29 protein-coding genes are annotated in these 24380 nt (G+C 63.0%); 21 read left to right on the forward strand and 8 right to left on the reverse strand.

Annotated elements, in window-relative coordinates; all coding sequences use genetic code 11:
- Positions 1–65: 65 nt before the first annotated feature.
- The 3 genes from AArcSt11_RS13165 (at position 66) to AArcSt11_RS13175 (ending at position 2862) form a co-directional block, all read left to right on the forward strand.
- Positions 66–1583, forward strand: coding sequence for a glutamate-cysteine ligase family protein (locus AArcSt11_RS13165; protein ID WP_250597720.1), 1518 nt, complete (start codon positions 66–68; stop codon positions 1581–1583).
- A gap of 69 nt (positions 1584–1652) precedes the next feature.
- Complete coding sequence (locus AArcSt11_RS13170) at positions 1653–2306, forward strand: DUF6517 family protein (RefSeq protein WP_250597722.1); 654 nt, start codon at positions 1653–1655, stop codon at positions 2304–2306.
- A 34-nt stretch (positions 2307–2340) separates the two neighbouring features.
- Positions 2341–2862: a DUF7097 family protein gene (locus AArcSt11_RS13175; protein ID WP_250597724.1), complete on the forward strand. Its 522-nt coding sequence runs from the start codon at positions 2341–2343 to the stop codon at positions 2860–2862.
- Here AArcSt11_RS13175 and AArcSt11_RS13180 read toward each other — a convergent pair.
- From AArcSt11_RS13180 to AArcSt11_RS13195, 4 genes are all read right to left on the reverse strand, one after another.
- Positions 2847–3323 carry a HalOD1 output domain-containing protein gene (locus AArcSt11_RS13180; protein ID WP_250597726.1) on the reverse strand — a complete coding sequence of 159 codons (477 nt, stop codon included), beginning with the start codon at positions 3321–3323 and terminating at the stop codon, positions 2847–2849. The two genes, AArcSt11_RS13175 and AArcSt11_RS13180, sit on opposite strands and share 16 nt — an antisense overlap.
- 69 nt (positions 3324–3392) lie before the next feature.
- Entirely contained in the window at positions 3393–3575 is a 183-nt protein-coding gene (locus tag AArcSt11_RS13185) for a DUF7576 family protein (protein WP_250597728.1), read from the reverse strand.
- A gap of 10 nt (positions 3576–3585) precedes the next feature.
- Positions 3586–3885, reverse strand: a complete 300-nt coding sequence (locus AArcSt11_RS13190; RefSeq protein ID WP_250597730.1) for a HalOD1 output domain-containing protein — start codon at positions 3883–3885, stop codon at positions 3586–3588.
- A gap of 146 nt (positions 3886–4031) precedes the next feature.
- Positions 4032–4235: a DUF5800 family protein gene (locus AArcSt11_RS13195; RefSeq protein ID WP_250597732.1), complete on the reverse strand. Its 204-nt coding sequence runs from the start codon at positions 4233–4235 to the stop codon at positions 4032–4034.
- A gap of 114 nt (positions 4236–4349) precedes the next feature.
- On the opposite strand from AArcSt11_RS13195, the gene AArcSt11_RS13200 reads away from it, so the two are divergent.
- Both AArcSt11_RS13200 and AArcSt11_RS13205 read left to right on the forward strand, forming a co-directional pair.
- Positions 4350–4802, forward strand: a complete 453-nt coding sequence (locus tag AArcSt11_RS13200) for an Ig-like domain-containing protein (RefSeq protein ID WP_250597735.1) — start codon at positions 4350–4352, stop codon at positions 4800–4802.
- A gap of 54 nt (positions 4803–4856) precedes the next feature.
- Positions 4857–5711, forward strand: a complete 855-nt coding sequence (locus AArcSt11_RS13205; protein WP_353617784.1) for a polymer-forming cytoskeletal protein — start codon at positions 4857–4859, stop codon at positions 5709–5711.
- Here the strand turns inward: AArcSt11_RS13205 and AArcSt11_RS13210 are convergent, their stop codons facing one another.
- Entirely contained in the window at positions 5712–5885 is a 174-nt protein-coding gene (locus AArcSt11_RS13210) for a DUF8014 family protein (RefSeq protein ID WP_250597737.1), read from the reverse strand. It abuts the gene before it with no gap.
- A 149-nt stretch (positions 5886–6034) separates the two neighbouring features.
- Here AArcSt11_RS13210 and AArcSt11_RS13215 point away from each other — a divergent pair, with 149 nt between their 5' ends.
- The 14 genes from AArcSt11_RS13215 to AArcSt11_RS13275 all read left to right on the forward strand — a co-directional run bounded on the left by AArcSt11_RS13215 (position 6035) and on the right by AArcSt11_RS13275 (position 17272).
- Positions 6035–6370 (forward strand): 4Fe-4S dicluster domain-containing protein, encoded by a 336-nt coding sequence (locus AArcSt11_RS13215; RefSeq protein WP_250597739.1) that lies wholly within the window; start codon positions 6035–6037, stop codon positions 6368–6370.
- Positions 6371–6451: 81 nt separating this feature from the next.
- On the forward strand, positions 6452–7324 hold the full coding sequence (locus AArcSt11_RS13220; protein ID WP_250597740.1) for an electron transfer flavoprotein subunit beta/FixA family protein: 873 nt from the start codon (positions 6452–6454) through the stop codon (positions 7322–7324).
- 2 nt (positions 7325–7326) lie between these two features.
- Complete coding sequence (locus AArcSt11_RS13225; protein ID WP_250597741.1) at positions 7327–9003, forward strand: electron transfer flavoprotein subunit alpha/FixB family protein; 1677 nt, start codon at positions 7327–7329, stop codon at positions 9001–9003.
- The gene (locus AArcSt11_RS13230) at positions 8996–10657 is read left to right on the forward strand and encodes an FAD-dependent monooxygenase (protein ID WP_250597742.1); all 1662 of its coding nucleotides are present in this window, start codon (positions 8996–8998) and stop codon (positions 10655–10657) included. Before AArcSt11_RS13225 ends, AArcSt11_RS13230 begins: the two co-directional genes overlap by 8 nt.
- Positions 10657–11085 carry a DUF8055 family protein gene (locus AArcSt11_RS13235; RefSeq protein ID WP_250597743.1) on the forward strand — a complete coding sequence of 143 codons (429 nt, stop codon included), beginning with the start codon at positions 10657–10659 and terminating at the stop codon, positions 11083–11085. Before AArcSt11_RS13230 ends, AArcSt11_RS13235 begins: the two co-directional genes overlap by 1 nt.
- 127 nt (positions 11086–11212) lie before the next feature.
- Entirely contained in the window at positions 11213–11518 is a 306-nt protein-coding gene (locus AArcSt11_RS13240; RefSeq protein ID WP_250597744.1) for an AbrB/MazE/SpoVT family DNA-binding domain-containing protein, read from the forward strand.
- The gene (locus AArcSt11_RS13245; protein ID WP_250597746.1) at positions 11515–11952 is read left to right on the forward strand and encodes a PIN domain-containing protein; all 438 of its coding nucleotides are present in this window, start codon (positions 11515–11517) and stop codon (positions 11950–11952) included. Before AArcSt11_RS13240 ends, AArcSt11_RS13245 begins: the two co-directional genes overlap by 4 nt.
- A gap of 124 nt (positions 11953–12076) precedes the next feature.
- On the forward strand, positions 12077–12436 hold the full coding sequence (locus AArcSt11_RS13250; RefSeq protein WP_250597748.1) for a MarR family transcriptional regulator: 360 nt from the start codon (positions 12077–12079) through the stop codon (positions 12434–12436).
- Entirely contained in the window at positions 12433–12777 is a 345-nt protein-coding gene (locus AArcSt11_RS13255; RefSeq protein WP_250597749.1) for a type II toxin-antitoxin system PemK/MazF family toxin, read from the forward strand. Before AArcSt11_RS13250 ends, AArcSt11_RS13255 begins: the two co-directional genes overlap by 4 nt.
- A 13-nt stretch (positions 12778–12790) precedes the next feature.
- Entirely contained in the window at positions 12791–12964 is a 174-nt protein-coding gene (locus AArcSt11_RS17110; protein ID WP_353617785.1) for a hypothetical protein, read from the forward strand.
- Positions 12907–13071, forward strand: coding sequence for a hypothetical protein (locus AArcSt11_RS13260; protein ID WP_250597751.1), 165 nt, complete (start codon positions 12907–12909; stop codon positions 13069–13071). The genes AArcSt11_RS17110 and AArcSt11_RS13260 overlap by 58 nt, the downstream gene beginning before the upstream one ends.
- Positions 13072–13332: 261 nt before the next feature.
- Positions 13333–14163 (forward strand): hypothetical protein, encoded by an 831-nt coding sequence (locus AArcSt11_RS13265; protein WP_250597753.1) that lies wholly within the window; start codon positions 13333–13335, stop codon positions 14161–14163.
- Positions 14164–14230: 67 nt separating this feature from the next.
- Positions 14231–15031 (forward strand): class I SAM-dependent methyltransferase, encoded by an 801-nt coding sequence (locus tag AArcSt11_RS13270; protein ID WP_250597755.1) that lies wholly within the window; start codon positions 14231–14233, stop codon positions 15029–15031.
- Between the two features lie 120 nt (positions 15032–15151).
- Positions 15152–17272: a hypothetical protein gene (locus tag AArcSt11_RS13275; protein ID WP_250597757.1), complete on the forward strand. Its 2121-nt coding sequence runs from the start codon at positions 15152–15154 to the stop codon at positions 17270–17272.
- Here AArcSt11_RS13275 and AArcSt11_RS13280 read toward each other — a convergent pair whose 3' ends face one another.
- From AArcSt11_RS13280 to AArcSt11_RS13290, 3 genes are all read right to left on the reverse strand, one after another.
- Positions 17273–17932 carry a DUF7095 family protein gene (locus tag AArcSt11_RS13280; protein WP_250597759.1) on the reverse strand — a complete coding sequence of 220 codons (660 nt, stop codon included), beginning with the start codon at positions 17930–17932 and terminating at the stop codon, positions 17273–17275.
- Positions 17933–18004: 72 nt separating this feature from the next.
- Positions 18005–19618, reverse strand: a complete 1614-nt coding sequence (locus AArcSt11_RS13285) for an ABC transporter substrate-binding protein (protein ID WP_250597761.1) — start codon at positions 19616–19618, stop codon at positions 18005–18007.
- A 6-nt stretch (positions 19619–19624) separates the two neighbouring features.
- Complete coding sequence (locus tag AArcSt11_RS13290) at positions 19625–22150, reverse strand: methyl-accepting chemotaxis protein (RefSeq protein WP_250597763.1); 2526 nt, start codon at positions 22148–22150, stop codon at positions 19625–19627.
- Between the two features lie 528 nt (positions 22151–22678).
- Between AArcSt11_RS13290 and AArcSt11_RS13295 the strand changes: the two genes are divergently transcribed.
- Together AArcSt11_RS13295 and AArcSt11_RS13300 are read left to right on the forward strand one after the other, a co-directional pair.
- The gene (locus tag AArcSt11_RS13295; RefSeq protein WP_250597765.1) at positions 22679–23857 is read left to right on the forward strand and encodes a metal-dependent hydrolase family protein; all 1179 of its coding nucleotides are present in this window, start codon (positions 22679–22681) and stop codon (positions 23855–23857) included.
- A gap of 53 nt (positions 23858–23910) precedes the next feature.
- The gene (locus tag AArcSt11_RS13300) at positions 23911–24345 is read left to right on the forward strand and encodes a universal stress protein (RefSeq protein ID WP_250597767.1); all 435 of its coding nucleotides are present in this window, start codon (positions 23911–23913) and stop codon (positions 24343–24345) included.
- Positions 24346–24380 lie beyond the last annotated feature (35 nt).

The raw sequence follows: 24380 nt of genomic DNA on the forward strand, positions 1-24380 counted from the left end.
TCTTGCAGCCGGAGGCCGAGCGTCGATGCCGAAGTGCTATGGTTCAGGCGTACCACTCGGCGATAATGGCAGACACCACGGACACCGGGACGGAGCTCGTCCGCCGGTCGCTCTCGGACGAGACCGAGGCGATCTTTGACGAGCGCGTCGAGGAGCAGGCCGAGACGGTCGCGGAGCTGCTGTCGGACGGTGAACTGGACAACCCGAGCTTTGCGCTCGGTATCGAGATCGAGACCTACGCGGTCGACGATAGCGGTCTCGCCCGGCTCCCCGATCCGGTGTTCGAAGCGCCCTGTGATCGGGAGCTTGGACTCCACAACGCCGAGCTTCACACGGAACCGACACGCTTCGACGAGGACGGGATCGCCGCGCAAGTCGCACAGCTCAGGGAAAATCTCGACGCCTCTCGTGCCGCGGCAGACGATGCAGACACCGAGATCGTCCTCGACGCGATGTGGGCGGTCCCGCCGTCGGAGGGGACGCAGTCGTACCTCGGCGATGTCGAGGACGACGAGGGGGTGACGATCGCCCAGAATATGACCGCGTCGCCGCGCTACTGGGCGCTCGATAACGAGATTCTGGCACAGGGCAACGGGAGCGTCTCCCTGTCGGTCCCCGGTGCGGAGGTCACCTTCCCGTCGATCCTCTGTGAGTCGTTGACCAGTTCGATCCAGCCACATCTCCAGATTCCCGACGCCGACGCGCTCCCTGCCTACTACAACGCCGCGATCCGGACGCTCGGCCCCGTACTGGCGCTTTCGACGAACTCGCCGCTACTGCCTGTCGATCTCTATGATGTCGACGATCCCGAGCGCCTGCTTGAAGAAACGCATCACGAACTTCGGATCGCGGCGTTCGAGCAGTCGATTAACGCCGTCTGGAACAAGGTGCGCGTCCCCGAAGACATCGAAACGACCCACGATACAATTTCGTACCTGCTCGACGATCCGACCTGTGCGCCGTTCCTTCGCGAGTGGGTCGCAGACGGTGAGCGGAAGACGATCGACGAGCGCCTCTGGGAGTTCGATCACAAACGCGGGACCTACTGGCGCTGGGTCCGCTCTGTTGTCGGCGGCCAGCCTGTCGGTGAGGGTGATAGCCGGTCAGTGCGGATCGAGTATCGGCCACTGCCTGCCCAGCCGACGATCCGCGGCAACGTCGGCCTGCAGGTGCTTGTCGCCGGACTGCTCCGGGGCATCGTCGCCACCGATCACCCGCTAATAGAGCTCGATCACGAGGCCGCCGAACGGAGCTTCTACGCCGCGGCCGAGGACGGACTGGAGGGCGATCTGGCGTGGATCACTGCCGATGGCGAGTACACCGAGGCGAACGACGATATCTACGAGGAACTGTTCGACCTCGTCCGGACGGGGCTCGACGTGCAGGGCGTCTCGTCAGATATGATCACCCATTACATCGAACCGTTCGAAGACCGGTGGGCGCACGGAGTCACGCCGAGCACGTGGAAACTAGATCGGGTCCGTTCGGAACTGGACGCGGGCTTCGAGGACGCAGTTCGGGCGATGCAGCGAGCCTACCGGGAGCAGAGTCGATCCGAAACACCGGTTGCGGACTGGGAGTAGCCGTATTCTGCGGGATACGTGCGTTTTGTTGCCGGAAAGGATTTATTTACTGACCGGCTTGTGTCCCTCATGGAACTGGGACGACGCGCCGTACTGGCGGGAGCTGCGGTCGGGATGGCATCGCTTGCGGGTTGTATGGATCTAATCACCGGGGATACGGTCGAGTTTACGGCCTCGGAGGCGTCGGTCAGCGAGGACGGACTCGACGAAACCGACTTCGAACATATCGACACGGAGGAGTTGACGATCGATGAGGAGGTCGAGGCGGGCGGGATCGAACGACGGCTGATCGTCACCAACTGGATCAACACCTACGAGAAGGATCTGACCGTTCAGAGCGAGACGGAACAGGCTGCAACGTTTGCGGTCGTGTCGACGCCGAACGCCGAAATACTGGGCCAGTCGCTCAACCCGATCGCACAGCTCTCTCACGACGAGCTCCTCGAGGAGTTCCAGAACGAGCTGGGCGATGACTACGACGGACTGGGCGACGCAGACAAGATCGACGAGCGCGAGGAGGTCGTGCTCGGTGACGAAGTGACCGTCAGCACGTTCGAGACGACCGCCGAGTTCGAGGGCGAGGAGGTCGATATCTACATCCATGTGGCGACCGTCACCAGCGGCGACGATCTGATCATCGCAGTCGGCGCACACCCCGCCGCGCTGGGTCAGGAGCGCACGAACAGTTACACCCTGATGCAGGAGATCGAACACGAAGGGTAGGAAAGTTCAACAGTGTTCGCTCCCGAACGACGGTATGGAAAAGACGCCCTCGGGAACGTCGGTCGGCGTCGACGACCCCTACGACCACGTCGACGTCTGCGATCACGTCACTGACGACGGGCGCTGCCGGTACGCCTTCGAGTATGCCGAGCAAGACCCTGAGTTCGCGCGCGAACGACGGGCCGACGAGTTCGCGTGTCCGGTCGCTGCGGGCGACAACTGGGACTGGACTGACTGTCCACACTTTCGCTCTCGAAACCACGACCGCGAGTGTCAACGCTGTGGGCTCGAAGAGCGCCGGGTCGCCCACGAGGATGAGCGGCCGCTCCTGGAAGAACATCATCTCTCCTATGCGGGTGACGGCGAGGAGCTACGTCACGAAATCACCGTCTATCTCTGTCGGTGGTGTCACGCGAAAGTCCACGACTCGTGGGCGCGGATCACCGACGACGTGTCGCCGGACGCGGAAGCACTCGCCGCGGCGGAAGGTCGGCGGAGCCGCGAGCAAAATGAACTCTCCTTCGAGTCGGCCGCGAACCGCTACGACGACTCCTGAGTCTCCAGCGCTTCCGGCGGCCGAACGCTGATGTGTCCGTGCCGGTAGACGTGGATCTCGTACCCCTCAAACGTGAACGTCACTTCGCCGACCGCGAGCGTCCCGTCCGATCGCGGGCTAAACAGCGTATCCAGCAGTTCCGGATCCAGCGAATCGTACAGCGGCGTCAACTCCATCGGGTCGGTCCCCTCGAGATCGGACACGACCATGACGACGATCATGCTCATCGGCATCGCCGTGCGCCAGTCGTACTCGATGTGGTACGTGCCGGTCTCGGCGTCAAAACGCGTTCCCGACGCTTCGTCGTCGACCAGTGAGACCAGGGTGTCAGACTCGATCCAGGCGTCCTCGGCGTCCGGATCGAACAGCGTCCCGGCGTCCGATTCGTCGTCGCTTACCGCGACGTATTCTACGTCCCTGTCCATCCCCATGTCGTTCCTGCCCCCGGAATCCCCGTTCATAGCTGTCTGTACGTCTTCTACCCGAACTCCACTGTACTCAGATAAAGAGGCAGTGGTTTCAGTCGAAGTTTATTCCCACTCCTCGCGACAGGTCTCGTCACAGAACGGATACAGCTGAAACTCGCCGTCTGCGCCGTCGTCGGCGACGACCGGATGCCATTCCGATGTGTCGATACTGGCCCCACACTGCGCACACAGTTCGGTAGACTCGGAGTCCCCCTCGGTCGTCGCGGTGTGTTCGTTGTCGGTCACTGTCTCCTCGTCATCGACCGTTCCCCGTGGATCCCTCCAGCGACCGGACCGTTACGCTACCGTCCCCACTGGCGACGACTCGACAGCCCTGCACGACGAACGAGAGCCGTACTGACGAGTCAGCTGTTCCCGATCCGCCTCCGAGAAGATCGTCAACGGCATCGAGATCGATCGTGTCGAACAGTGGATCTACGTCCAGTACGTCTACGCCTTTCTCCTCTGCAAGGGCTGTGACGATCCGGTCGCTCGGTCTGTGGCCGTCCGAAAGGCTACCCCCTCCTGGATCAATTGTCACATCTGGGGTACTCATTGCTCGTCTGTATGTTCGCCGAGAGCGGGATAACGATACCACCTAACCTACGTACGTTACTGCTCCACGATGCCCTACATAAATAGGACATCTGGTGCCAGTCGGACAGGTTTCTCGGGACAACAGAACCGAATCGCTGGGCGCGTCTACTCCCAGTCCACGATGTCGCCGATCCGGCGCGGCTCGCCCTGCAGGTTCGGGTTGGAGGCGACCATCTGGAGCACCTCGTGGTCGGTCACGTCATAGTAGCCTTTCTGTGTCGCGTCTTCGATCAGTTCCTTGTCCAGTCGGAACTCGGTTCCTTCGTAGACGACGTCGACGCCGTGTTCGTCGAACGCAAGTGTAGTCATATGAACGGCTCGGAGCCGCCGAGTAAAAGGTGCCACGCATAGCGACTGTCGAGGGATGGGCCAACCACCCGGCCTGGCACAATCGTTATGATGAGCTGGAAAGAAGATCGGATGATGCCCTCCATCGACAGACGATCGCTGCTCGTGGCGGCGGCCGGGTCCGCTACCGGGCTGCTCGCGGGCTGTACCGACGACCCGGCACCCCCGGAGCCCCAGATCGAGTACCTCGAGCTGGCGAACCACCGACACGAGGGGCAGGAGTTCTCGGCACGGATCGAGGACGGGGACGGGACCGCATTCGAGACGACCGAACGGCTCCGCGGGGACGAGCCGGGAGAGGGTGCGATAGTTTTCGAGCAACCAGTGTCCGGTCCCGGTGCGTACGAAGTGGTCGTCGAGGTCGACGGGTACGAGTCGTCTACGACCGCATCAGACCTGATCACCGAGGAGGAGGACTGTCTGTATCTGGAGTTCTACCTCGGATCGTCAACGCTACACTCCGAGTATCTGACCTGGCCCTGTGACGAGGAGTCGGTTGCGGAGGACGCTCCGGCGGCGAGCGTCTGACGCCTGTCGGACGCCCGCGCGGGGTTTATTATCCGGCGGTGGAAAGGAGGGCGTGTGTCGCTGCGATCGAACCCGCTTGACGAGCTGTCGATTCCCGACGGGACGACAGTCGAAGAACACGACCTGGTGACCGACGGGGATGTGGTGATCGGCGGGCGGAGCACGATCGAGTTTGGCGTCCGCGGCCGGAACGTCCTCGCCGGTGAAGGTGTCGAGTTCGGCGGCGATATCGAGGCCGAGGCGGACTGTCGACTCGACATGTGGTGTGACGTCGCCGGAAACGTTCTGGTCGGCCGGGACGCCTATCTCGGCGAGCGCGTCCACGTCGGCGGCCAGTTGATGGTCAGCGGCGACCTCGACATCGGTGACGACGTGGATATCGAGGAGGGGTTCGAGGCAAACGGCTGGATCGTCATTCGGAACCCGATGCCGACGATCGTCTTCCTCTTTATTTATCTCTCACAGCTCCTGCGGATCGGCGAGGAGGAGGCGGCTGAAGAGCTGTTCGGGCAGTTCGCCGAGAGCGAGGATCCCGAACAGGAACCGCTGTTGATCCCGAGGAATGCGACCGTCAGCGACGACGCCTGGCGGGTCTCGACGCCTGCACGGATCGGCGACGGCTGTCGGCTCCACGGAAACGTCCGCGCGGAGTCGATTGTTGTCGGTGAGGACAACAATATCTTCGGCAGCCTCAGAGCGCGCGACGACATCCTGATCGGCTCGGGAACCCGGATCCACGGCGACGTGACGACGCGCAACGGAACCGTCGCCATCGCCGACGACGCGCGAGTGCTCGGGGACGTCTCCTGTGGCGATCTCGAACTCGAATCCGGCGCGACCGTCGACGGCTCGATGCGAGCGAGCGGGCAGGTAGAGTTGAAGCAGGACGTCTCCCGCGAGCAGGAGTGATCAGCGCCAGTTCTCGGCGGCCTCATCGAGCGGATCAGCCACGACGCCGTCCTGCCGGGCCAGCACCCGCGCGTGGGCCGAACAGACGACTCTGTTGTCGGCCCACGGGATGTGAAGCACCACCGCGCCGGGACGCTCACAGTCGTCTTCGGTACACTCGTCGGGAGGGGCCATCGGATCCATTGACGGTCGCTACATGCACAAACGTTCGGGTGGATACCCTCCCGGAGCCACCTGTCTATCCTCCGAGGTACATCCACCCGAAATATGGTGGTTTTCTATCTAAGATTTAAGTAACCGCCACATCTGCATACTAGTTAGCAATGGCCATCGATGCAAACTTCGAACAGAACCGGGAGATCCACGAGGAGGAGAACGAGCACGGCGTCACCGTCTGGGGGCCGGTCGACCCGCCCGAGCAACTCGGCATCCACGGCACACACGTCGCCGTCGATTTCGACATCTGTCTGGCTGACGGTGCGTGTCTGGAGGACTGTCCGGTCGACGTCTTCGAGTGGGTCGATACGCCGGGACATCCCGAGAGCGAGATCAAGGCCGAACCGGCACACGAAGAGCAGTGTATCGACTGCATGCTCTGTGTAGACGTCTGTCCGGTCGACGCGATCGATGTCGACTCCGGCCGTGCAGGGCGCACGTAAAACGGACAGTGCGTGCGGCCCGACGTCAGTCACAACACGTCACAGGCCCTGACTACTCACAATACACGTTACAAGATACCAATGTTCACACTAACACTTACCAAAGGAGTACCGGATTTCAGTGAAGGCGCGGTGTCGTTCGACGAAGACGGACATCTCGAACGCGGAGACACGCCGACGGTGATGAACCCGAACGACGAGTTCGCACTGAAAGCGGCGTTACAGACCAAGATCAGGAACGGCGGGACTTCGGCGCTGATGAGTATGGGGCCGCCGGGTTACAAGGACATCCTCAGAGAGGGGATGGAGTCGGTGTACGCCGACGAACTCTACTTGCTCTCCGATCGGGAGATGGCGGCGGCCGACACCTGGGCGACGGCGATCACAGTGTCCGTGGGGATCGAACAGCTCGACGAGACGCCCGATCTGGTCTTCGCCGGATTCAAGACCGCTGACGGGGAGACGGGCCACACCGGCCCACAGACCTGCTGGGGACTCGACTGGCCGATGATCACGCACGTCATCTCCCTCGAAGCGTATCCCGAGGAGGGTGTCGTGCGGGCAAAACGACTCGTCGAGGGCGATATCGAGGAGATCGAAACGGTCGAAGCGCCGATGCCTGCAGTGATCGTCACCGATCCCGAGTTCGAGCCGGTGTATCGGCGGGCGGAACACCGGCTGAAGCACCGGGATCTGCGGGAGGAAACGAAAGCGCGGGCCGAGAACTTCGAGGACCATCTGACCGTCTGGGATCACGAAGCGCTCAACCTCGACCCGGACTACATCGGGCTCGACGGCTCGCCGACGGTCGTTCAGGGCGTCGATCCGATCCCGAAAGCGCCATCCGAACGCGAGGCGACGGAGATCGATCCCGCAGACGAGGAGTCGATGGGCGAACTGCTCGACGAACTGGGGCCACACGCTGCGGGCCGTGCGGAGGCGGGGGGTGACTGACCATGGTCGAGATAGATCCAACCGAGTACGATATCTCCGAACTCGGGCCGAAAATCAAGGACGTCGAAGATCTCGAGGAGCTGGAGGCAATGCTCGACCTCGAAGCCGATGGCGAGGATCGCGTCCCGGTCAAGACGCTCATCGAGAGCCGGATCGAGGCGTTGGGCGAGGACGAGGAGAATGGCGACGAGGACGCCGACATCACCGAGATGAGCACGGCAGATGCCGCGAATCTGATCCGCGATATCGACGATCCCGACCGGCTCGAAGAGCTGCAGGAGACCGAGGAGGCAGGCGAAAACCGTGACACGGTCCTTCGGCTGATCGGCCAGCAACTCGACTCGGTACTGGGCAGCGAGGAGACCGATATCGAGATCGAGATCGAACCGCCCGAAGAGGCACATCCACACCTCGATCACCCGACCGCGGACAAAGCCCACGTCCGATCGCTCGACGGCGGCGAGTATCGGGATATGTGGGTTTACTGTGAGACGCAGGGGGGTGAACTCCTCGACGTCTCGAAGGAACTGCTCGGGAAGGCCCGCGAGCTGATGGACGAGTACAACGAGGAGTACCAGGAAGACGAGAACGTCGTCGCGGTCGTGATCGGCTCGGACGTCGAGGAGCTTGCCGAGGAGACGATCTCATACGGCGCGGACGTGGCGCTGTACTACGACGATCCCGAACTCGATCGGTTCAGGCACAAACCCTATACCGAGATCTACTGCGATATGGCCCGCGGTGCGGGCCATCCCTACGTCCGCGAGGACCGCCACGAGGAGGAGTGGCGCGACTACGACGAGCCACGCTACGTCGTCTTCCCGGCGACGCACAACGGTCGGGATCTTTCGGCGCTGGTCCAGGCCGAACTCGACTCGGGGCTGGCCAGTGACTGTTCGGACCTCTACATCGACGATGTGGTCATCAGCAACCCCGCAAAGACCGGCGGCGAGGGCGGGAAGAAACAGTTCGAGCGCGTCCTTCACATGCCCCGCCCGGACTTTTCGGGCTTCGAGTACTCGACGATCCTCTGCCTGGACTCGCCCCGGCGGGAGTTCCACCCGCAGGGCGCGTCGGTGATTCCCGGCAAGTTCGAGCTGCCCGATCCCGATTACGAGCGCGAAGGACAGGTGATCGAACACGACCTCGAACTCGACGAGGACTGGCTGCTCGTCGACATCGAGGAGTACGATCTGCTCGAAAGCGGCGTCGACCTCACGGACCACCAGGTCGTCGTCTGTGTCGGCCGCGGGATCGACCGTGACCCCACCAAGGGGATCGAACTCGGCCTCGAGTTGACCGACGCGTTCGAGGACGCCGCCTTTGGCCTGACGCGGGGGATCATCACTTCCTCGTTCCAGTTCGACGGCCACGTCGAGGAGTACACCGGCGAGGACCGGCAGATCGGCGAGAGCGGCCAGGAGGTCCAGCCGGAGCTCTACATCGCTGCGGGCGTCTCCGGCGCGATCCAGCACAAGGTCGGCTGTGACGAGTCCGATACCATCGTCGCGATCAACACGGATGCGGACGCCGACATCCGGGACTGGTCGGACTACTACATTCAGGGCGACCTCTTCGAGGTACTCCCGAACCTGATCGAGGCGCTAGAGAGTGGCGACCCGAGCGATGCGATCGTCGAGGCGGCGGTCGCGACCGATGGAGGTGAGACCGATGACTGACGAGTACGAACACTACGAGGCGATCGTCGTCGGCGCGGGACCGGGTGGTGCCGCAGCGGCGGCCGCGCTTGCCCGGCAGGACGTCGAGACGCTCGTATTAGAACGCGGCGTCGAGGCTGGCTCGAAGAACGTCTCGGGCGGGCTGATCTACGCCGAAGAATCCGCGCCGTACACGATGGATGGCCTGTTTCCCGACTTTCGCGAGGCAGCGTCCGAACGGCCAGTCGACGAGAACTACATCCACAACATCGCCGGGAACAGGGTCAAGACGTTCGATCTGGCCGACGTCCACGAGCACGACACCGCGTGGTGCGATTCGGTCCTCAGGCGGAAGATGGATTCGTGGCTCGCCGAGCGCGTCCACGAGCGGACCCGTGAGACCGGTGGCGGCCTCCTGACGGACGTCCGGGCAAACGGTCTCCTCCGGGAGAACGGCCAGATCGTCGGCGTTACCTTCGACGAACTCGACCCGATCACCGCGGACGTGATCATCGCCGCCGACGGCGTCAACTCCGAGCTCGCCCGGGATGCGGGGCTGATGGACTGGGACGAGCCCGATGAGTGGTTCCAGGGCGTCAAAGCGGTCGTCGACATGGAGCCCGACGTCATCAACGAACGCTTCGACATCGAGGAGGACGAGGGAGCGGCCCACCTGTTCTCGGGCGACCTGTTCGACGGTGTCCGCGGCGGTGGCTTCCTCTACACCAACGAGGACTCGCTGTCGATCGGGACCGTCTTCCATCTGGACTCGCTCGCCGCGAAGGAAGCCGAGCCGCATGAACTACTGAACAGCCTGCTCACCCACCCTGTCCTCGACCAGTATCTGCAGGGTGAGTACGAGGAACGCGAGTATTCGGCGAAACTCGTGCCCGACTCGAAGAAGGTCGCCCATCCCTCGCCACACCGCGGGCGGCTCCTGCTGGTCGGCGATGCCGCCGGACAGATGCAGGCACAGGGGCCGATCATCAAGGGGATGAACCACGCCGTCTCCGCCGGTGGACTTGCCGCAGAAGCCTTCGCCGAGGCGCGGACTCGCGGCGACACCTCGCAGGCGGGAGAACTCTACGAGCAAAAACTCGAAAACGAGGGCGTGATGGACAAGCTCCGGCCAACTCGCTACGAACTGACCAGCGGGCTGTCCGAAAGCGACTTCGTCACCTCGGTCGGCAACAAGCTACTGAACTCGTCGATCGGGCGGGCGGGTCTGCGCGCGTTCGATGGCACTGCCGAGCGCCTGTTCAACTCCCCGTTCGTGCTTGGGATGATCCCCGACACCCGCACGTCCTACGTGACGGTGCCGACGATCCTCGGCGAGGAGCTGGGAACCCCGGTCGACGCCGAGCACGAGGTCGAGCCGCCCGAACTGGACGACCGGATCGGCGATCTGACCTACAACGTCGGCGATCCTCACATCGAGCTGATCGACAGCACATTCGAGGCCAGCGGGACCGCCGTGACGGCCTGTCCCGTGAGCGCGAAGGACTTTGGCGGTGGCTGCTACCGCGAGGAGGAGATCAAGACCAACGGCGACACCCAGCGCGTCGTCAGCCTCGACACCCAGCCCTGCGTCGAGTGTGGCACCTGTGCCATCGTCGCCGACACGAAGTGGGAACACCCCAGCGGCGGCAAGGGCGTCGAGTACAAGGAGGGCTGATGGCCTCGGAGCATCACGAGCGAATCGAGCGGCTGGCCGAGCGCGCCCGACAGGAGCGGCAGGGCTTCGACCCGCCCGAGACGACGCCCGCGCCGGAGCGCGCCCAGCAGTTCCTGCAGGAGGGCGTCGGCGAACTCGTCTCCCTGTACATCGACGGACGGAGCGGCGGGGACTTCGCCCGGTTTTCCGAGCACGAGTGGGATCTGCTCCACCGCGCACTCGATGACTGGCTCCAGCTGTACGCCCGGTGTTACGGGCGGCGTCTCGAACGCGGCTTTCAGATCCGGACGCTGGCCGAACTCGTCATCGATACGCACAACCTGCACGACGCCGTCATGATGGCGACGAAGGTTCCATCGCGGGAGTACGGTGAGACGAACGAGGATCTCGATACGGGCGTCACGCAGCCATCGAACACAGGCGACTGAACGCGACACATGACTTCGATATCAATCCACTAGGCACTGCAAGGTCGAAGTAGTGTTTCTAGACAGTGCCATCGGCTGGGAGCTCACCGATAGGTAGTAGTACTCAGAGAAGGTAGTAAAACATAGTATGTCGAGTAGTACCCGAGACCCAGAGGTCGTACGTGTCTCGCAGAAGGGACAGGCGACGATCCCGAAGACGCTCCGGGAGAAGTTCGGGATCGACACCCCTGGTGAGGTGTTCATTTACGAGGAAGACGAGCGGATCATCGTCGAACCAGTCCCATCACTCGAAGAGTTAGGCGGGATTCACGCTGACACCGACCGCGAGCGTGGCGACGTGATCGACCGGGTTCGCGAACTGAAACACGAGGAACACCGGCGCGAAGAGGCCCGTACTAACCGATTCCGACCGGCTGACTCGGAAGATGAATGAGTAACCGGTACGTCTTTGATACCGAAGCGATCATCGCATACCTCTACGACGAGCCAGGTCGGAGCGTCGTCGAAGAGTATCTTCGAGACGTTCGTGACGAGACTTTCGAAGGGCTGCTGGCAGAGACCAACGCTGGCGAAGTACTCTATCTCATTGCTCGCTTCGAGGGAATTGACGACAACCCCACGACAGACTCACTTCGCACTGCCGATCGCGATCTCCGTTCGCTCGAACGGTGGGGGATTCAAATCGAACGAGCTGACTGGCGACTTGCCGCCGAGGTGAAAGCGGATGGTCACATTTCGTTTGCGGACGCTCATGGCGTTGCACTCGCCCACGAGAGGAATGCGACACTCATCGCCGGTGCTGATGATGACTTCGAGACCCTTCCGATCGATGTCGATGTCGTTCGATTTCGCGAGGACGATGTCTAACCCTGGTCCGTCGAGGAGCATATAATTGAGCAGTCGCACCGCGGTTTCTCGTCCGATGACCCCCAGCAGTATTATTCAGAAATACGTCGATACACCTAATACATCCGCTGACAAAGAAATACATATGCCCATCGACATCGAGATGTTCGAATCCTCTCCTGAAGACCGACTGCAGAACGGTGGGGAGACGAATGCCGACCGCGTGATGCGGTTCCTCGCTGGCCACCCCGACCAGGCGTTTACTCAAAGTGAGATTCGCGATGCGACCGACGTGAAGGCCGGGAGCATCAGCGTCGTCCTCTCGCGCCTTGAGGAGCGCGGACTCGTTCGCCACAAAGGCAACTACTGGGCCCTCGGTGAAGCCGACGACGTGGCCGCGTATACGAGTATGGTCGAGAGCACGCGTGCCGCAAATGAGCGCTACGGTGAGGAGGACATGGACGAGTGGCTGGAGCACGCTGTCGACGACGAGGACACTGAATGAGTTACCAGCGCGGCGATGTCGTCTGGGGCCCGGATCCGTTCAAGTCGGGTGAAAATCCGCGGCCGTGGCTGATCCTGAACAATGACAGCCATCCGTTCGGCGACGAGGAATACATGACGGTCACGCTGACGACGACACCCCACGACGAAGGGATTCCCCTCGAGGACGCCGACTGGGTCGAAGGCGGAATGCCTCGGCAGAGCTACGCCTCACCGTGGGCCGTTGCGTCGCCAAAGCACGCCGCGATCGTCCGGCGACAGGGTCGCCTGCATGAGTCGTTCGTCCGGACCGTTGTCGACGCTCTCGAAACCTACCTCGAACCACCGAACGAAGAATCTTGAATTGCGGCCGGATATGTTTCTGCGGGCCCGCGGAGAGACAGCTTGGATTGTAGATGCGAAGTGGCGAGAAGATGATTCGCCAAAGCGATCAAACCTGTATCAGGTAACAGGATATCAGCGGAAGATGGGGTGCCAGGAAGATCGACGATCGCCGGCTTGCAGCTGTCGGTTCTTGGCGTCGGCATGATACTTATCGCGACCGAAGCGAGGGCACACCTTGGCTACTGGGCAGCAATCGGCCTGCTGCTCGCAGGGACCGTCGTGGTCACGAAAACGTACGTGAACACGGCCTGACCAGCGAAATGAACGCAACTAACGTTCCGTATCCGAAACGGACGGCGAAGTCGGCCTGCGCGAGTCAGCAGATGATTTTTGCGGATCGAGGAGTGAGCTCACTCGATCAGTTGGACTCCATATAAAATAGAATGTTCAAACATTGTGGTGCAGTCATACAACATCAAGTATTTTCTTTAGCACAATTTCTACAATGTGTAGAAATTGTGCCGCTCCAGCCGACGCCCACATTGATATGATCGGCCCGCCGAGAGGATACCGATGACCAGGTCCCCGGTCACATGCCGACGGGCGATACTCGCGGCGGTGGGCACCTCGGCGTCCGCACTCGCCGTCGGCACCGCGACCGCACCCACTACCGCCACGCTACGCGTTCGCGTGATCCCGGCGGCGACTGGCGACCGCTGGAACGGCTGGGACCGACCGGCGCTGGAGGCGTACGCGGCAGTCGGCGTCGCGCTGGAGCGGCTCACGGCACACATCGAGCGCGAGTCCCAGACGGTCGACGACGCCGACTGGAGCCTCGATGCCGAACCGGGGGTCGATCCGCCGACCGGCCTCGACGGCTCCGACCTGCTGACGGCGTTCGGCGACCTGCTCGAAGAGCGCGACGCCCGGAGTGCCAACACGGCCCATCTGCTGCTCGCCCGCGAACCGTTCAATCCGGATCTGGGCTACGGTACGGCCAGGGCGGATGTCACACGTGGCGGTGACGGGACGGTAACCATCGCCAATCTCGGCGCGACCGAACGCTGGGACGGGCGGGACGTGACGCGAAATATCGCGATCCACGAGGTGTTGCACACGCTGGTCGACGACGAGGCAGTGAGTGGAGTGGTCGAAGGATCTTGCGATCACGATCTCGGCAGCGTGACGCAGGTCGACGCGGGAGTGCGGGAAGTGACCCCATTTGCGACTGCCTACGCCGGGGCCGCGGAACCGGGCAGCGAGACCACCTGGCACGGTACTGGTTGTGGGGATCATGACCGGTTTTACCGCCACGATGGGATCGCCGAGGAGTGGCGACACACGACCGAACTGAGCGAGGGCACGCTCGATGCCGTGCGGGACTTCGCAGAACGCCGACTCTGAGCTGGCCCACCGAACAGCATAGACCCGGATCGTCCCGTTTTTTAGCCTGCCCGGTCCAGTGCTACCCGTGCGAGAGTTCTCCGAGTCGTACCTGCGGGACACCCGCGCAGGGATGTGGGACGACTCACGGCAGGCGCTTGCGGCCCTTGACCTGCAGGACTGTGACTCGATCCTCGACGTCGGCTGTGGAACGGGCGAACTCTCCCGCGTGCTCGCCGAGGAAAGCGGCGTCGAGGTGCTAGCCGTGGACGCCGACACGGACCTGCTCGATGCCGCCCGCGAGCACGTCACTCCGGTCGCCGGGGACGCGACTCGCCTGCCCATCCCCGATGATGCGGTCGATCTGGTCATCTGTCAGGCGCTGCTGATCAACCTCCCCGACCCCGCCGCCGCGATCGAGGAGTTCGCGCGCGTAGCGAGCAAGCGCGTCGCGGCGGTCGAACCGGACAACGCCGCGGTAACGGTCGAGTCGAGCGTCGAGGCCGAGGCGGAACTCGCCGCCCGTGCGAGAGCGGCCTACCTCGACGGCGTCGGGACCGATGTCACGCTCGGTGGGAGCCCGACTGCCGCGCTGTTCGAGCAAGCGGGACTGGACGACGTCACGACAGACCGTTACGATCACGAACGGATCGTCGCCGCGCCGTACTCCCAGCGCGATCTCGACGCCGCAAAGCGCAAAGCGACCGGTGACGGACTGGCGGCCGACCGCACCGAGATGCAGGTCGGGGGACTGACCGACGAGGGCTACGACCGCCTCCGGAGTGCGTGGCGCGAGATGGGGCGGGCGGTAATCGAGCAGATGCAGACCGGCGAGTACAGACGCCGCGAGGTCGTTCCTTTTTTCGTCACGACCGGTGTCGTCGAGTAGCCCCGGAAGTTCACGGAGTCTTGTAACGTCCCTGCATTCATATACGAAGCCGCGGCGTGATTCATGTGGGGCTCCCGAGCGGGGTAACATTCACGGTGGATGCTTCCGATAGTCATGTCAATGACAGGGACAGTGTTCGCGTTTCTGGGGGGGCGCGACCGAATCGGAACGACGACGGCCGCAGTATCGGTAGGGGTTTCGATGGCCGAGACGGCGACACGCGTCGCAGTCGTCGATGCGGCGTTCGATAGCGACGGCATCGAAGAGATCATCGACGTGCAGAGCGACGACGGCGTCCGATCGGTGCTCAGGGGGGATGCCACGATCGACGAGGCGATGGTGACGGGACCGCACGGCGTTGACTACCTCCCTTCGGGAAGCGAGGCTCCCGCACCGACTGACGTCCGGACCCACCGACTCGTCCGTGCGGCGACAACGCTACGCGAGCGCTACGAATTGGTCCTGCTCGATCTCGGCCACGGCGGCGGTGTCGACATCGCGATGGGGCTCGAACTGGCCGACGAGGCGATCCTCGTCTCGGGATCGGCCGAAGACGATCTGTCCGAGACGGCGGAGGCGGCGACCGTAGTGCGGTATCACGGCTGTCGGATCCGCGGGACCGTCCTCTCGCGAGTTCCCTCGGTGCAGGCAGTCGATATCGTCGACGTGACCGAACGGCTCAGGACCGACGTACTTGCCGTGGTTCCCGAGGACGATGCGGTACGGGCAGCCGCGGGGGCTGGCCAGTCGCTACTCCGCTATGATCCGGATAGTGATGCCGCAATGGTGTACTGGCAGCTGGCGTCGAGTCTCAGCGGTGCTGGTGGACTGACCGGGCCGGTCCTGCCAGCGAGCGCGGACGGACCGGAGTCCGATTCGAGTGGAGCGGCGACCGAGACAGCAGCGGAGGGAGACGGCGAGTCCGGGGATAGAGAGACCGACCACGCGTCAAAATCGGCGTCCGAAACCACCCCCGGAGGTGCGACTGCCGATGCATCCGGGGAGCCGGATGTCGAGGAGACACGTGCCGATCAGTCATCCGTGTCCGACGCCGCAGATCCGGCGCAATCCGGTGTCTCAGCTGCTCCGGCCGAGAGCGATCCACCGGACGGCGAACCAACCGATCACGTGCCAGCTGATCCCACAGCCGATGAGGACGCTGGTGAGTCCGCGGAACAGACTGAGCCATCGGAACTGGAAGACGAACGCGTCGAGGAGGGCGAACGCGTCGACGATGACGAGACAAAAAAGCTCGAATCGTCTCCCGAAACTGCGGAGAGCGAGGAGACCCTCTCGGACGGGGCATCGGCAGATACGGTAGCGGAGGAGCCGGCTGCGGAACGCGACCACGGCAAGAATGCCGATGATAGCGAATCGGCGACCGAACCAGCGGCGACCTCGATATCTACTGCCGATGGCGATGGAGAGTCGGACGGCGACGAGCAGACGCGTGATACGGAGCCAGCGGCTGCCGAGTTCGAATTCGAGGACACGGGCGAGGATGCCGAGAGCAAACAGGCCGACGACCAGGGAGCAGGAAACCAGCAGGCCGGAAACGACGAGGCCGACACTGGATCAGTGGCCGATCAGGGGTCGGAAATCGGATCGCCCGACGAGGAGGCGGTCGACGCCGATGACGTGGACGACGGCTTCGAGCTACCAACCGAAAACGGCGAAAGCGACCGGACTACCGCAGACAGCGACGAGGACGGCGGCTTCGAGTTACCCGGTTTCGGCGAGGACGAGAGCGGTGCTGACGATGGAACGAGTGGCGGTGGAGCTGGAACCGGTGACGGAGCCAGCGAGCAGCCACCAGTAGCTGGCTCCGGCATGGGTGACGACAGTGCCGAGGTGGCGGAGGGATCGACTGACTCTGATGGCCGGAGGGATGAATCCCCGATAGACGAAGCGGTGCGTGAGCTCCAGGACGACCTCAACGACGACGAACTCTCCGACAGCTCGGCTCCTGACCCCGACCAGCAGAGAGACGACGGTTCAGGTGAGCCCTCGACGGGTCCGGCCGAGCGGGCGGAGCCAGCAACGAACGACCATCCCCCGGAGGATGCACTGGACGATGCTGCGGGTGATGCTGAAGAGGGTGACGACGAGGAGGTGTTCGAGGGCGTCTCTCCCGACCCCGAGAGTCTCCTTGACGAGGAACAAAAGGAAGACGACGAGATCAACGCGCTGTTCAAGGAGACGATGGACAAAGTGACCGGCAAAGAGGACGACGAGGAGTAGCTATACGACGTCGCCGCGAACCGTCGTGCCCTCCTGTTCGGTTCGCCAGGCCTGGACGGCTTCAGCGGCTTCTTCGGCCTCGTCGTCGTCCAGCCCGATCATCGTCAGCGCCTCGGGCAGCGTGGGGAACGGGAGTTCGCCGTCTCTGAGTTTCGCCAGGGCGTCCTTGCTTCGCCGCCCCTTCCCCGCACCGTCGCCGACCCAGAGACAGGCACCTCGGGGGTCGAGGAGCTGTTCCCACGCGCCACGAGCCTTCGCGCCCTGCAGGCGCTGGGTGACGTTATCCTCGAAGCTCGCGTTGCAGACTTCGAGATGGATCGGCTCGTCGTCGTCGAGCAGATGGGCGGCGAGACACTGCTCCGGCGCGGCGTGGCCGTTCGTGTTCGCTCGCAGGTACTCGGGATGCCTGTCGGCCCAGTCAGCCCGGACCGTTCGGCCGACACCCTCGATACCGTGGGAGTCGGCAAACTCGGCGGCCCTGTCCGGTTCGTCCTCCAGCAGGATGTCCTTGGTGACGTAGACGTCGAGACGGTCGATCGGGTCGAGGCCGAGCGCGACATCACCGTACACCCAGACCTCACGAACCGGGACCGGCATCCGCTCTTGCTCGACGGTGTCGATGATCTCCTCGGCACGGTCGAGGGCAACGCTGCGCTCCATTTGCTCGACGTAACAGCCCCGGGCGCAAAACGGATTCGGTGGGGCCTCGCCGACGTGACCGGATGGCTGCCCCTACTGGACGTATCTGTCCGGGATCTCCTGTGCGTACTCGGAAATCGTTGGCGCGGCTTCGTCGAGCGCCGTCTTGGCGTCGTTGATATCTCGAACGACGCTGTTCATCGCTACCGCTGCCTCGGTCATGATCGGCATGTTCTGTGGGGTGTCAACCGGGATCGCAGGCGGGTCTGTCGGGACGTTGTTCATCCCCTCGATGTGTGCATCGAGGAAGCTCCGGGTGATGCCGGGATGGCTCTCGTCGATGCCGACCACTTCGTCGAGGTAGTTCAGCCGTGCAGTGCCGGCACGTGGGCCGTGGCCCTCCCACTGGCGGGCGGAGAGCATGTAATTGCCGAGACGGGAGTTTGCCCACTGGATGAACAGCCACGCTGCCTCCGGATTGTCCGAGTACTGGCTAATTCCGGTCGCCCAGACCCAGGTGGCAACTTCGGGATCGCTACCGTCGGGTGCCGGAAGCGGCGGGATCCAGTGTGTGCGCTCGATCTGCTCTTCGGTGATCGCACCGGACGTCGAGGGGGTCGTGTAGATCATCGCCGTCTCGCCCGCGGCGAGTGCGTTGTTCGCGCGGTACCAGTTCTTCTGGCCCGGATCCTCGGGACCGTAATCCCGCATCAGGCGGCCAAAGAGTTCCAGCGACTCGACGCCGCCGCCGGGATCGGCAAGGGCCGCTTCCCGTCGGTCGCGATCGATCCAGTTGCCACCGTGGGTTTTGAACATCGTTGCCCAGTTGGCACTGGAAAGCGTCGTCGTGCTAGTTCGAGAAGTGATCCCCGCACGGGGAGCGTCGTCGTACTGTGTCACCACGTCCGAGTCGTGAATGATCTCGGCTGTGCGTTCGAGATCCTCGAACGTCGAGATCTCCTCGCCCGGATCGTCGGCGATGTCGTCGATCGCCTCGAAGGTGGGGACGTCACAGCCGACCGCGCCGTAGGCCTCGATTCCGTTTGGAAAGCCGGTGAGCTGGGCCTCGCCGTCGGGGCCGGGGAACGACATGAGCTCGATCGTATCGTCGAGGAAATCGTCCATCGCGAGCCAGTCACGGTCGGTCAGGTCGTCGTCCTCGATGAACTCGTTGAGGTCGCGCACCCAGCCGTTCGCGTGGAACTCCCCGGCCTGCCAGAGGCCGGTCATCATCCCGTCGTACTCGCGTCTGTTCTGTAGGTCGTCCCGGGCTTCGAGCCAGTACTGGTCTTCCGGGAAGATCTCGTACTCGACCTCAATCCCCGTCAGCTCCTCGAAAGCCGGAATCACCGGTTGCGTGACCGTCGAGTACGGGTGAAGGCCCATACCGAAGGTCAGCGTGATGTCGTCGTCCGCGAACTGCTGCCAGTCGATATCCGCTCCGTCGCCGGTGTCGGGAACAGTATCCGGGTCGAAAAGGACGTCGCCGTCGACATCCGGGTCGTATCGATCCCGGCCGTCGGCGTGGTCGTTGAGGATCTTCCCCCAGACTTTCGCCCCGTCGTCGGCCGCGGGGTACCCGCTCGCGGCCGTCTCCTCGTCCGATCCGTTCCCGAAGCCATCCAGACAGCCGGCGAGACCGGCGACACTGGAGGCACCGATCAGTTTCAGCGCGTTTCGTCGTGAGATGGATTGTTCGTGTCTCATAAACTATCAGTCCTCGCTCTGTGCGGCGTCCTCGACGAACGCGAACATGTCTTCGTCCGTGTCGTCGGTCGGGTCGGGTCGCTGCTCTCCGGTCGCCCGGTCGTCTTCGGTCAGTCCCATCTCTGGGTCGTCATCTATCCTGGCGTCCGGTGTGTCGGTCGTCGGCTCACCATCCGTGAGGGCCCGCTCGGTGTCCGTCTCCAGTTCGTTCGTCTCGACGTCCTCGCCAGTGACGAACCGGTCGAGCGCGGTGGAAAGCTGTGATGCGCGCATCGAGAGATCGCCAGCCGAGCGGGACATCTCGGTGAGTGCGGTCGTTTGCTGTTCGGCGGCAGCCGCGACGTTCTCGGACTCCGCGCTGGTCTCTTCGCTGATCGTGGCCGTCTCGTCGATGACGGCGACGACCTCCTGGGTCGCGCTCGCCTGCTCTCTGGTTGCGCTGTCGATCGTCTGGACGCCCTCGTTCGTTTCGGTCGCGTACTCGGCGATCTCTTCGAGCGCGTCCGCAGCCTCCTTGACCGAATCGGTCTGGTGTGAGATCTGTTCACGTGTCGTCTGGACCTCCTCGGCAGTTCGATCGGTCTCGGCTTTGACGCGGTCGAGACGTTCTTCGATGTCCTCGGCGGCGTCTTTGGTCTCGGACGCCAGCTCTTTGACCTCCTCGGCGACGACGCCGAAGCCATCAGTGCTGCCCTCGCCCGCCGAGCGGGACGCCTCGATGTTGGCGTTGAGCGCGAGCATGTTGGTCTGGTTGGCAATCTCGGTGATGAACTCCAGCAGCTCGTCGATCTGTGCGATCTCGTCTTGCAGCCGCTCCATCGCGTCGACGGTATCCTCGCTCTCGGCCTCGATCCGGCTCATGCCCTCGATCGCCGTCTGTGCGGCCGACTGCCCCGCACGGCCGGTTTCGGCGGTCCGTTGTGCGATCTCGGCGACTTCAGTCGATGTCGTCGAGATGTCCTCGACAGCAGTCGAGAGGTCGTTCAGCTGGACGTTCGCCCGCTGCAGGGCGTCGTTCTGTCGATCCGCACCGTCGGAAATCTCCTGGATCGATTCGGTTACCTGCTCGCTTGCACTGCGAACCTCCTCGCTGGATGCCGTGACCTCCTCGCTGGCGGTCGCGACCTCCATCGCGAACTGTTTGAGCCCGGCGACCGTGGCCTCTATCTCGTCGAGCATGGCGTTGAAGTCCTCGCCGATACCGCGCATCTGTGCGTTGTCGGTCTCGACGTCGGCCCGAACGGAGAGATCGCCGTCCGCGGCAGTGCCCATGACGGCACAGTACTCCTCGGCCGCTTTCTCCAGATCGTCGTTGATCTGCTCGACGCGCTCGCGTTCGGCTTCTGCCGTCTCGCGAGCCCCCTGTGCCTCGCGGATCTGTTCGCGCAAGGCATCGCGCATGCTGCCAAAGGCCCGGAACAGATCGCCGATCTCGTCGGCTCGGCTCACTTCGAACTCCTCGTCGAGGTTCCCCTGTTTTAGCGCCTCGGCTTTCGTGCTCAACTGATTGATCGAGCGAACTGTCCCCCGTCCGAAGGTGACGGCGATCGCGGCGAGTCCGACGAACATCGTTCCCATCAGCAAGAGCAGGCTCGACAGGATGTCGGACTGAAGAGCAAACGCCTGATCGCTCGGGACGTGAACGGCCACGACGAGGTCGACGTCCTCGTCGCCGACCGGGGCGAACGCCGTCACGTAGTCACGATCGAGACCCTCCTTTTCGGTACGGTCGAGGAAGCCGGTCTCACCGTCGAAACCACGGTCGACGATCGCCGAGTCCGCACCAAGTGGCGAGTATGCGGGGAACTCGCCGAGGTTCGCTTCGAGCTGGGTCTGTTCTTGCTCTCCGGCGACGATGTTACCGTCACGGTTGACGACCTGTGTGAAGCCGTCGTCATCATCGCTGTCGAACCCTTCTGTCACCGTCCCGAGGTTCGTCGTAATCACCAGTACCTCGTTGGTGTCGTCGTTCGGGACTGGACTCACGTACGAGACGGTCGGTGCACCCTGAATCTCCTCGACGTCGGAGACGTAGACCTCGTCGTCTTCGAGCTCGCGGTCCTCCCACGCCCACGGCGCTTCGACGATGTTCACCTGGGTGCCTTCACGGGCGTTTTCGCTGCTGTTGATGATCTCACGCTCGTCGAGGTCGACGAAGTGCATCGCCCTGATATCCTCGGGGAGCCGATCGACCTCACTGGTCAGAAACTGGGAAACGTCCTCGCTCCCACCCGTCTGGAACTGGTTCAACTCGGCGGTGCTCCTGACGTTTGCGGAGCGCTCGGACTGCCAGTCTTCGAGGCTTTCGGCGTGCCGATCGGCGACGCCAGTGTACTCGGATTCGACATCGTCGGATAGCTGAGCTGATGTCTGTGCGTACGCCACGACGCTGACGCCACCGACGACCAGCAGGACGATCAACAGCGTTGCGACGAACTTCCGGACGAAGCTTCGACGGATGAACCCCGGGACGAGTCGCCTCCCGAGACCGGGGTTCTGTTTGTTTACTGATTTATCATCAGGTTCTCCCATAGCCGTGGACATATCCGTTTACTATTATACTTTTTGACTTCATCTGGTGTGCTAATTCGATAGTGACGGTAAAAATAATGATTGTTTATGAAACTACTTTTTGAGTAAATTTCCAAATGTAGCAGGTGCTCGCTCCGTCAGTTTGAGTGCGCTACTGCAGAATATCCGACCACTGTACTGCGATTTACTGGAACGTTCTCACGGGAATGACAGGTAGTTCTGCATCCAGAAAATAGGTACTCTAGATCGTAATAGTAACACTACGAACAGTTTCCAGATAAACTGGTTAGCAGCAGTAAATATCATTAACGATAATTATATATTCTATTTAATGAAGAGTCCGTCACGCTCGTATCGGCAGCTCCAGAATGCTGAGAGTGTGCGCCAGTCTTCTGGGAAACACCTCGCTTCGAAGGGTCGGTGGGAGTTGACTGAAAATCACGAAGGCTGGATTTTCCGCACAGACGGACTGATCGCGGAGACTGGCAACGATCAGATTCATTAGGGTCCACACCCCACCCTTCGAGCATGATTCTTCGGGGTGCCCGCGTCGTCGACGGTGACGGCGGCGTCTTCGACGGACCGGTCCAGTTCAACGATGGGCGGATCACCGCCACCAGCGACGTTTCGACTGCGCGGGCGGACGAGGAGGTGGTCGACCTCGACGAGTACACGCTCGTTCCCGGTATCGTCGATAGCCACGTTCACTTTTCTCTGTCGGGCGAAGCGAGCATCGAGGACGTCACCGACAAAACCGATGCCGAACTGCTGTTCACGGAGATTGCGAACGCGCGGCGAACGCTCGAAAGTGGCGTTACGGGCGTGCGCTCGATGGGTGCGCGCGGCCTGGACATCGCCCTCGCCCGTGCCATCGAGGGCGGCGACGTGCCGGGTCCACGAACCATCGCAAACTGCGCGTCGATCACGATCACCGGAGGCCACGGCCACCACCTCGGCCAGGAGGTCGACGGCCCCGAAGAATGTCGCCGCGCCGTGCGCGAGCAGCGCAAGCAGGGCGCGCAGTTCATCAAGTTCATGGCAACCGGCGGCGTCACGACGCCCGGCACTGATCCCGGAACGCTCGCCTTTACCCGCGAGGAGATCCACGCCCTGGTCGACGAGGCCCACCGGCGTGGCGTTCACGTCGCCACGCACGCCCACGGCGCGGAAGGCATCCGGGTTGCCGCCGAGGCTGGCGTCGATACCGTCGAACACGGGACCTTCCTCGACGACGCCGCGATCGAGGCGATGCTCGACGAGGACGTCACGCTCGTCCCGACGCTCACCGCGCCCCATCGCATCCTGCACAACGGCGACCGCGCGACCGCCGAGACGCTCGCCCAGTCGAACGAGGTGTACGAGATCCATCGAGAATCGTTCCGTCGCGCCGTCGAGGCGGGCGTCCGGATCGCCGGTGGGACCGACGCCGGGACACCGTTTAACCACCACGGCTCGAACCTCGTCGAGATCCAGTTCATGGCTCGGAACGGCATGGCTCCCGTGGAGGCGATCACGGCGATGACCGGTACTGCCGCGGAAACGATTGGACTGGACGACACCGGGAAGATTGCTCCCGGCTATCACGCCGACCTGCTCGTGGTCGAGGACGATCCGACCGCGGACATCGCCGCCCTCGACGATATCGAGACGGTGCTCAAGGGCGGCGAGGTCGTCGCCGGGACGCCACTATCCGAACTCGGCCCATAGATCGGTACCCCCGACCCGGTAGTACTGTTACCCTCGATCGCATACTACCATCCATGTACGACGAGATCCTCCTCGCGACCGACGGCAGCGACGACGCCGCGGCGGCGGCCGACCACGCCATCGACCACGCCGAGCGCTACGATGCGACGCTTCACGTCGTCTACGTCGTCGAGACCAGAACGGCCTACGACAACGCGATCGTCGATCCCGAGACAGTCGCTGGGAACCTTCGCAAGGAGGGCCGCGAAACGCTGGCAGCTGTCGAAGAGCGTGCGGAGACGGCGGGGGTCGAGACGACGACGGAGATCCTCGAAGGCGTCCCACAGGAGGCGATCGAGAACTACGCGGCCGAACACGATGTCGACCTGATTCTGCTCGGAACGCAGGGCCGCTCAGCGTTCAAGCGCGCACTCCTCGGGAGTACGACCGACAGCATCGTCCGGTCGCGGGTCGCGCCGGTGCTGGTGGTTGGGGAGGACGATGACTGACACTCCGCAACGAATAAACGCCGGTCGCCCCACAC

Source organism: Natranaeroarchaeum aerophilus (genome assembly GCF_023638055.1).
Lineage (GTDB): Archaea > Halobacteriota > Halobacteria > Halobacteriales > Natronoarchaeaceae > Natranaeroarchaeum > Natranaeroarchaeum aerophilum.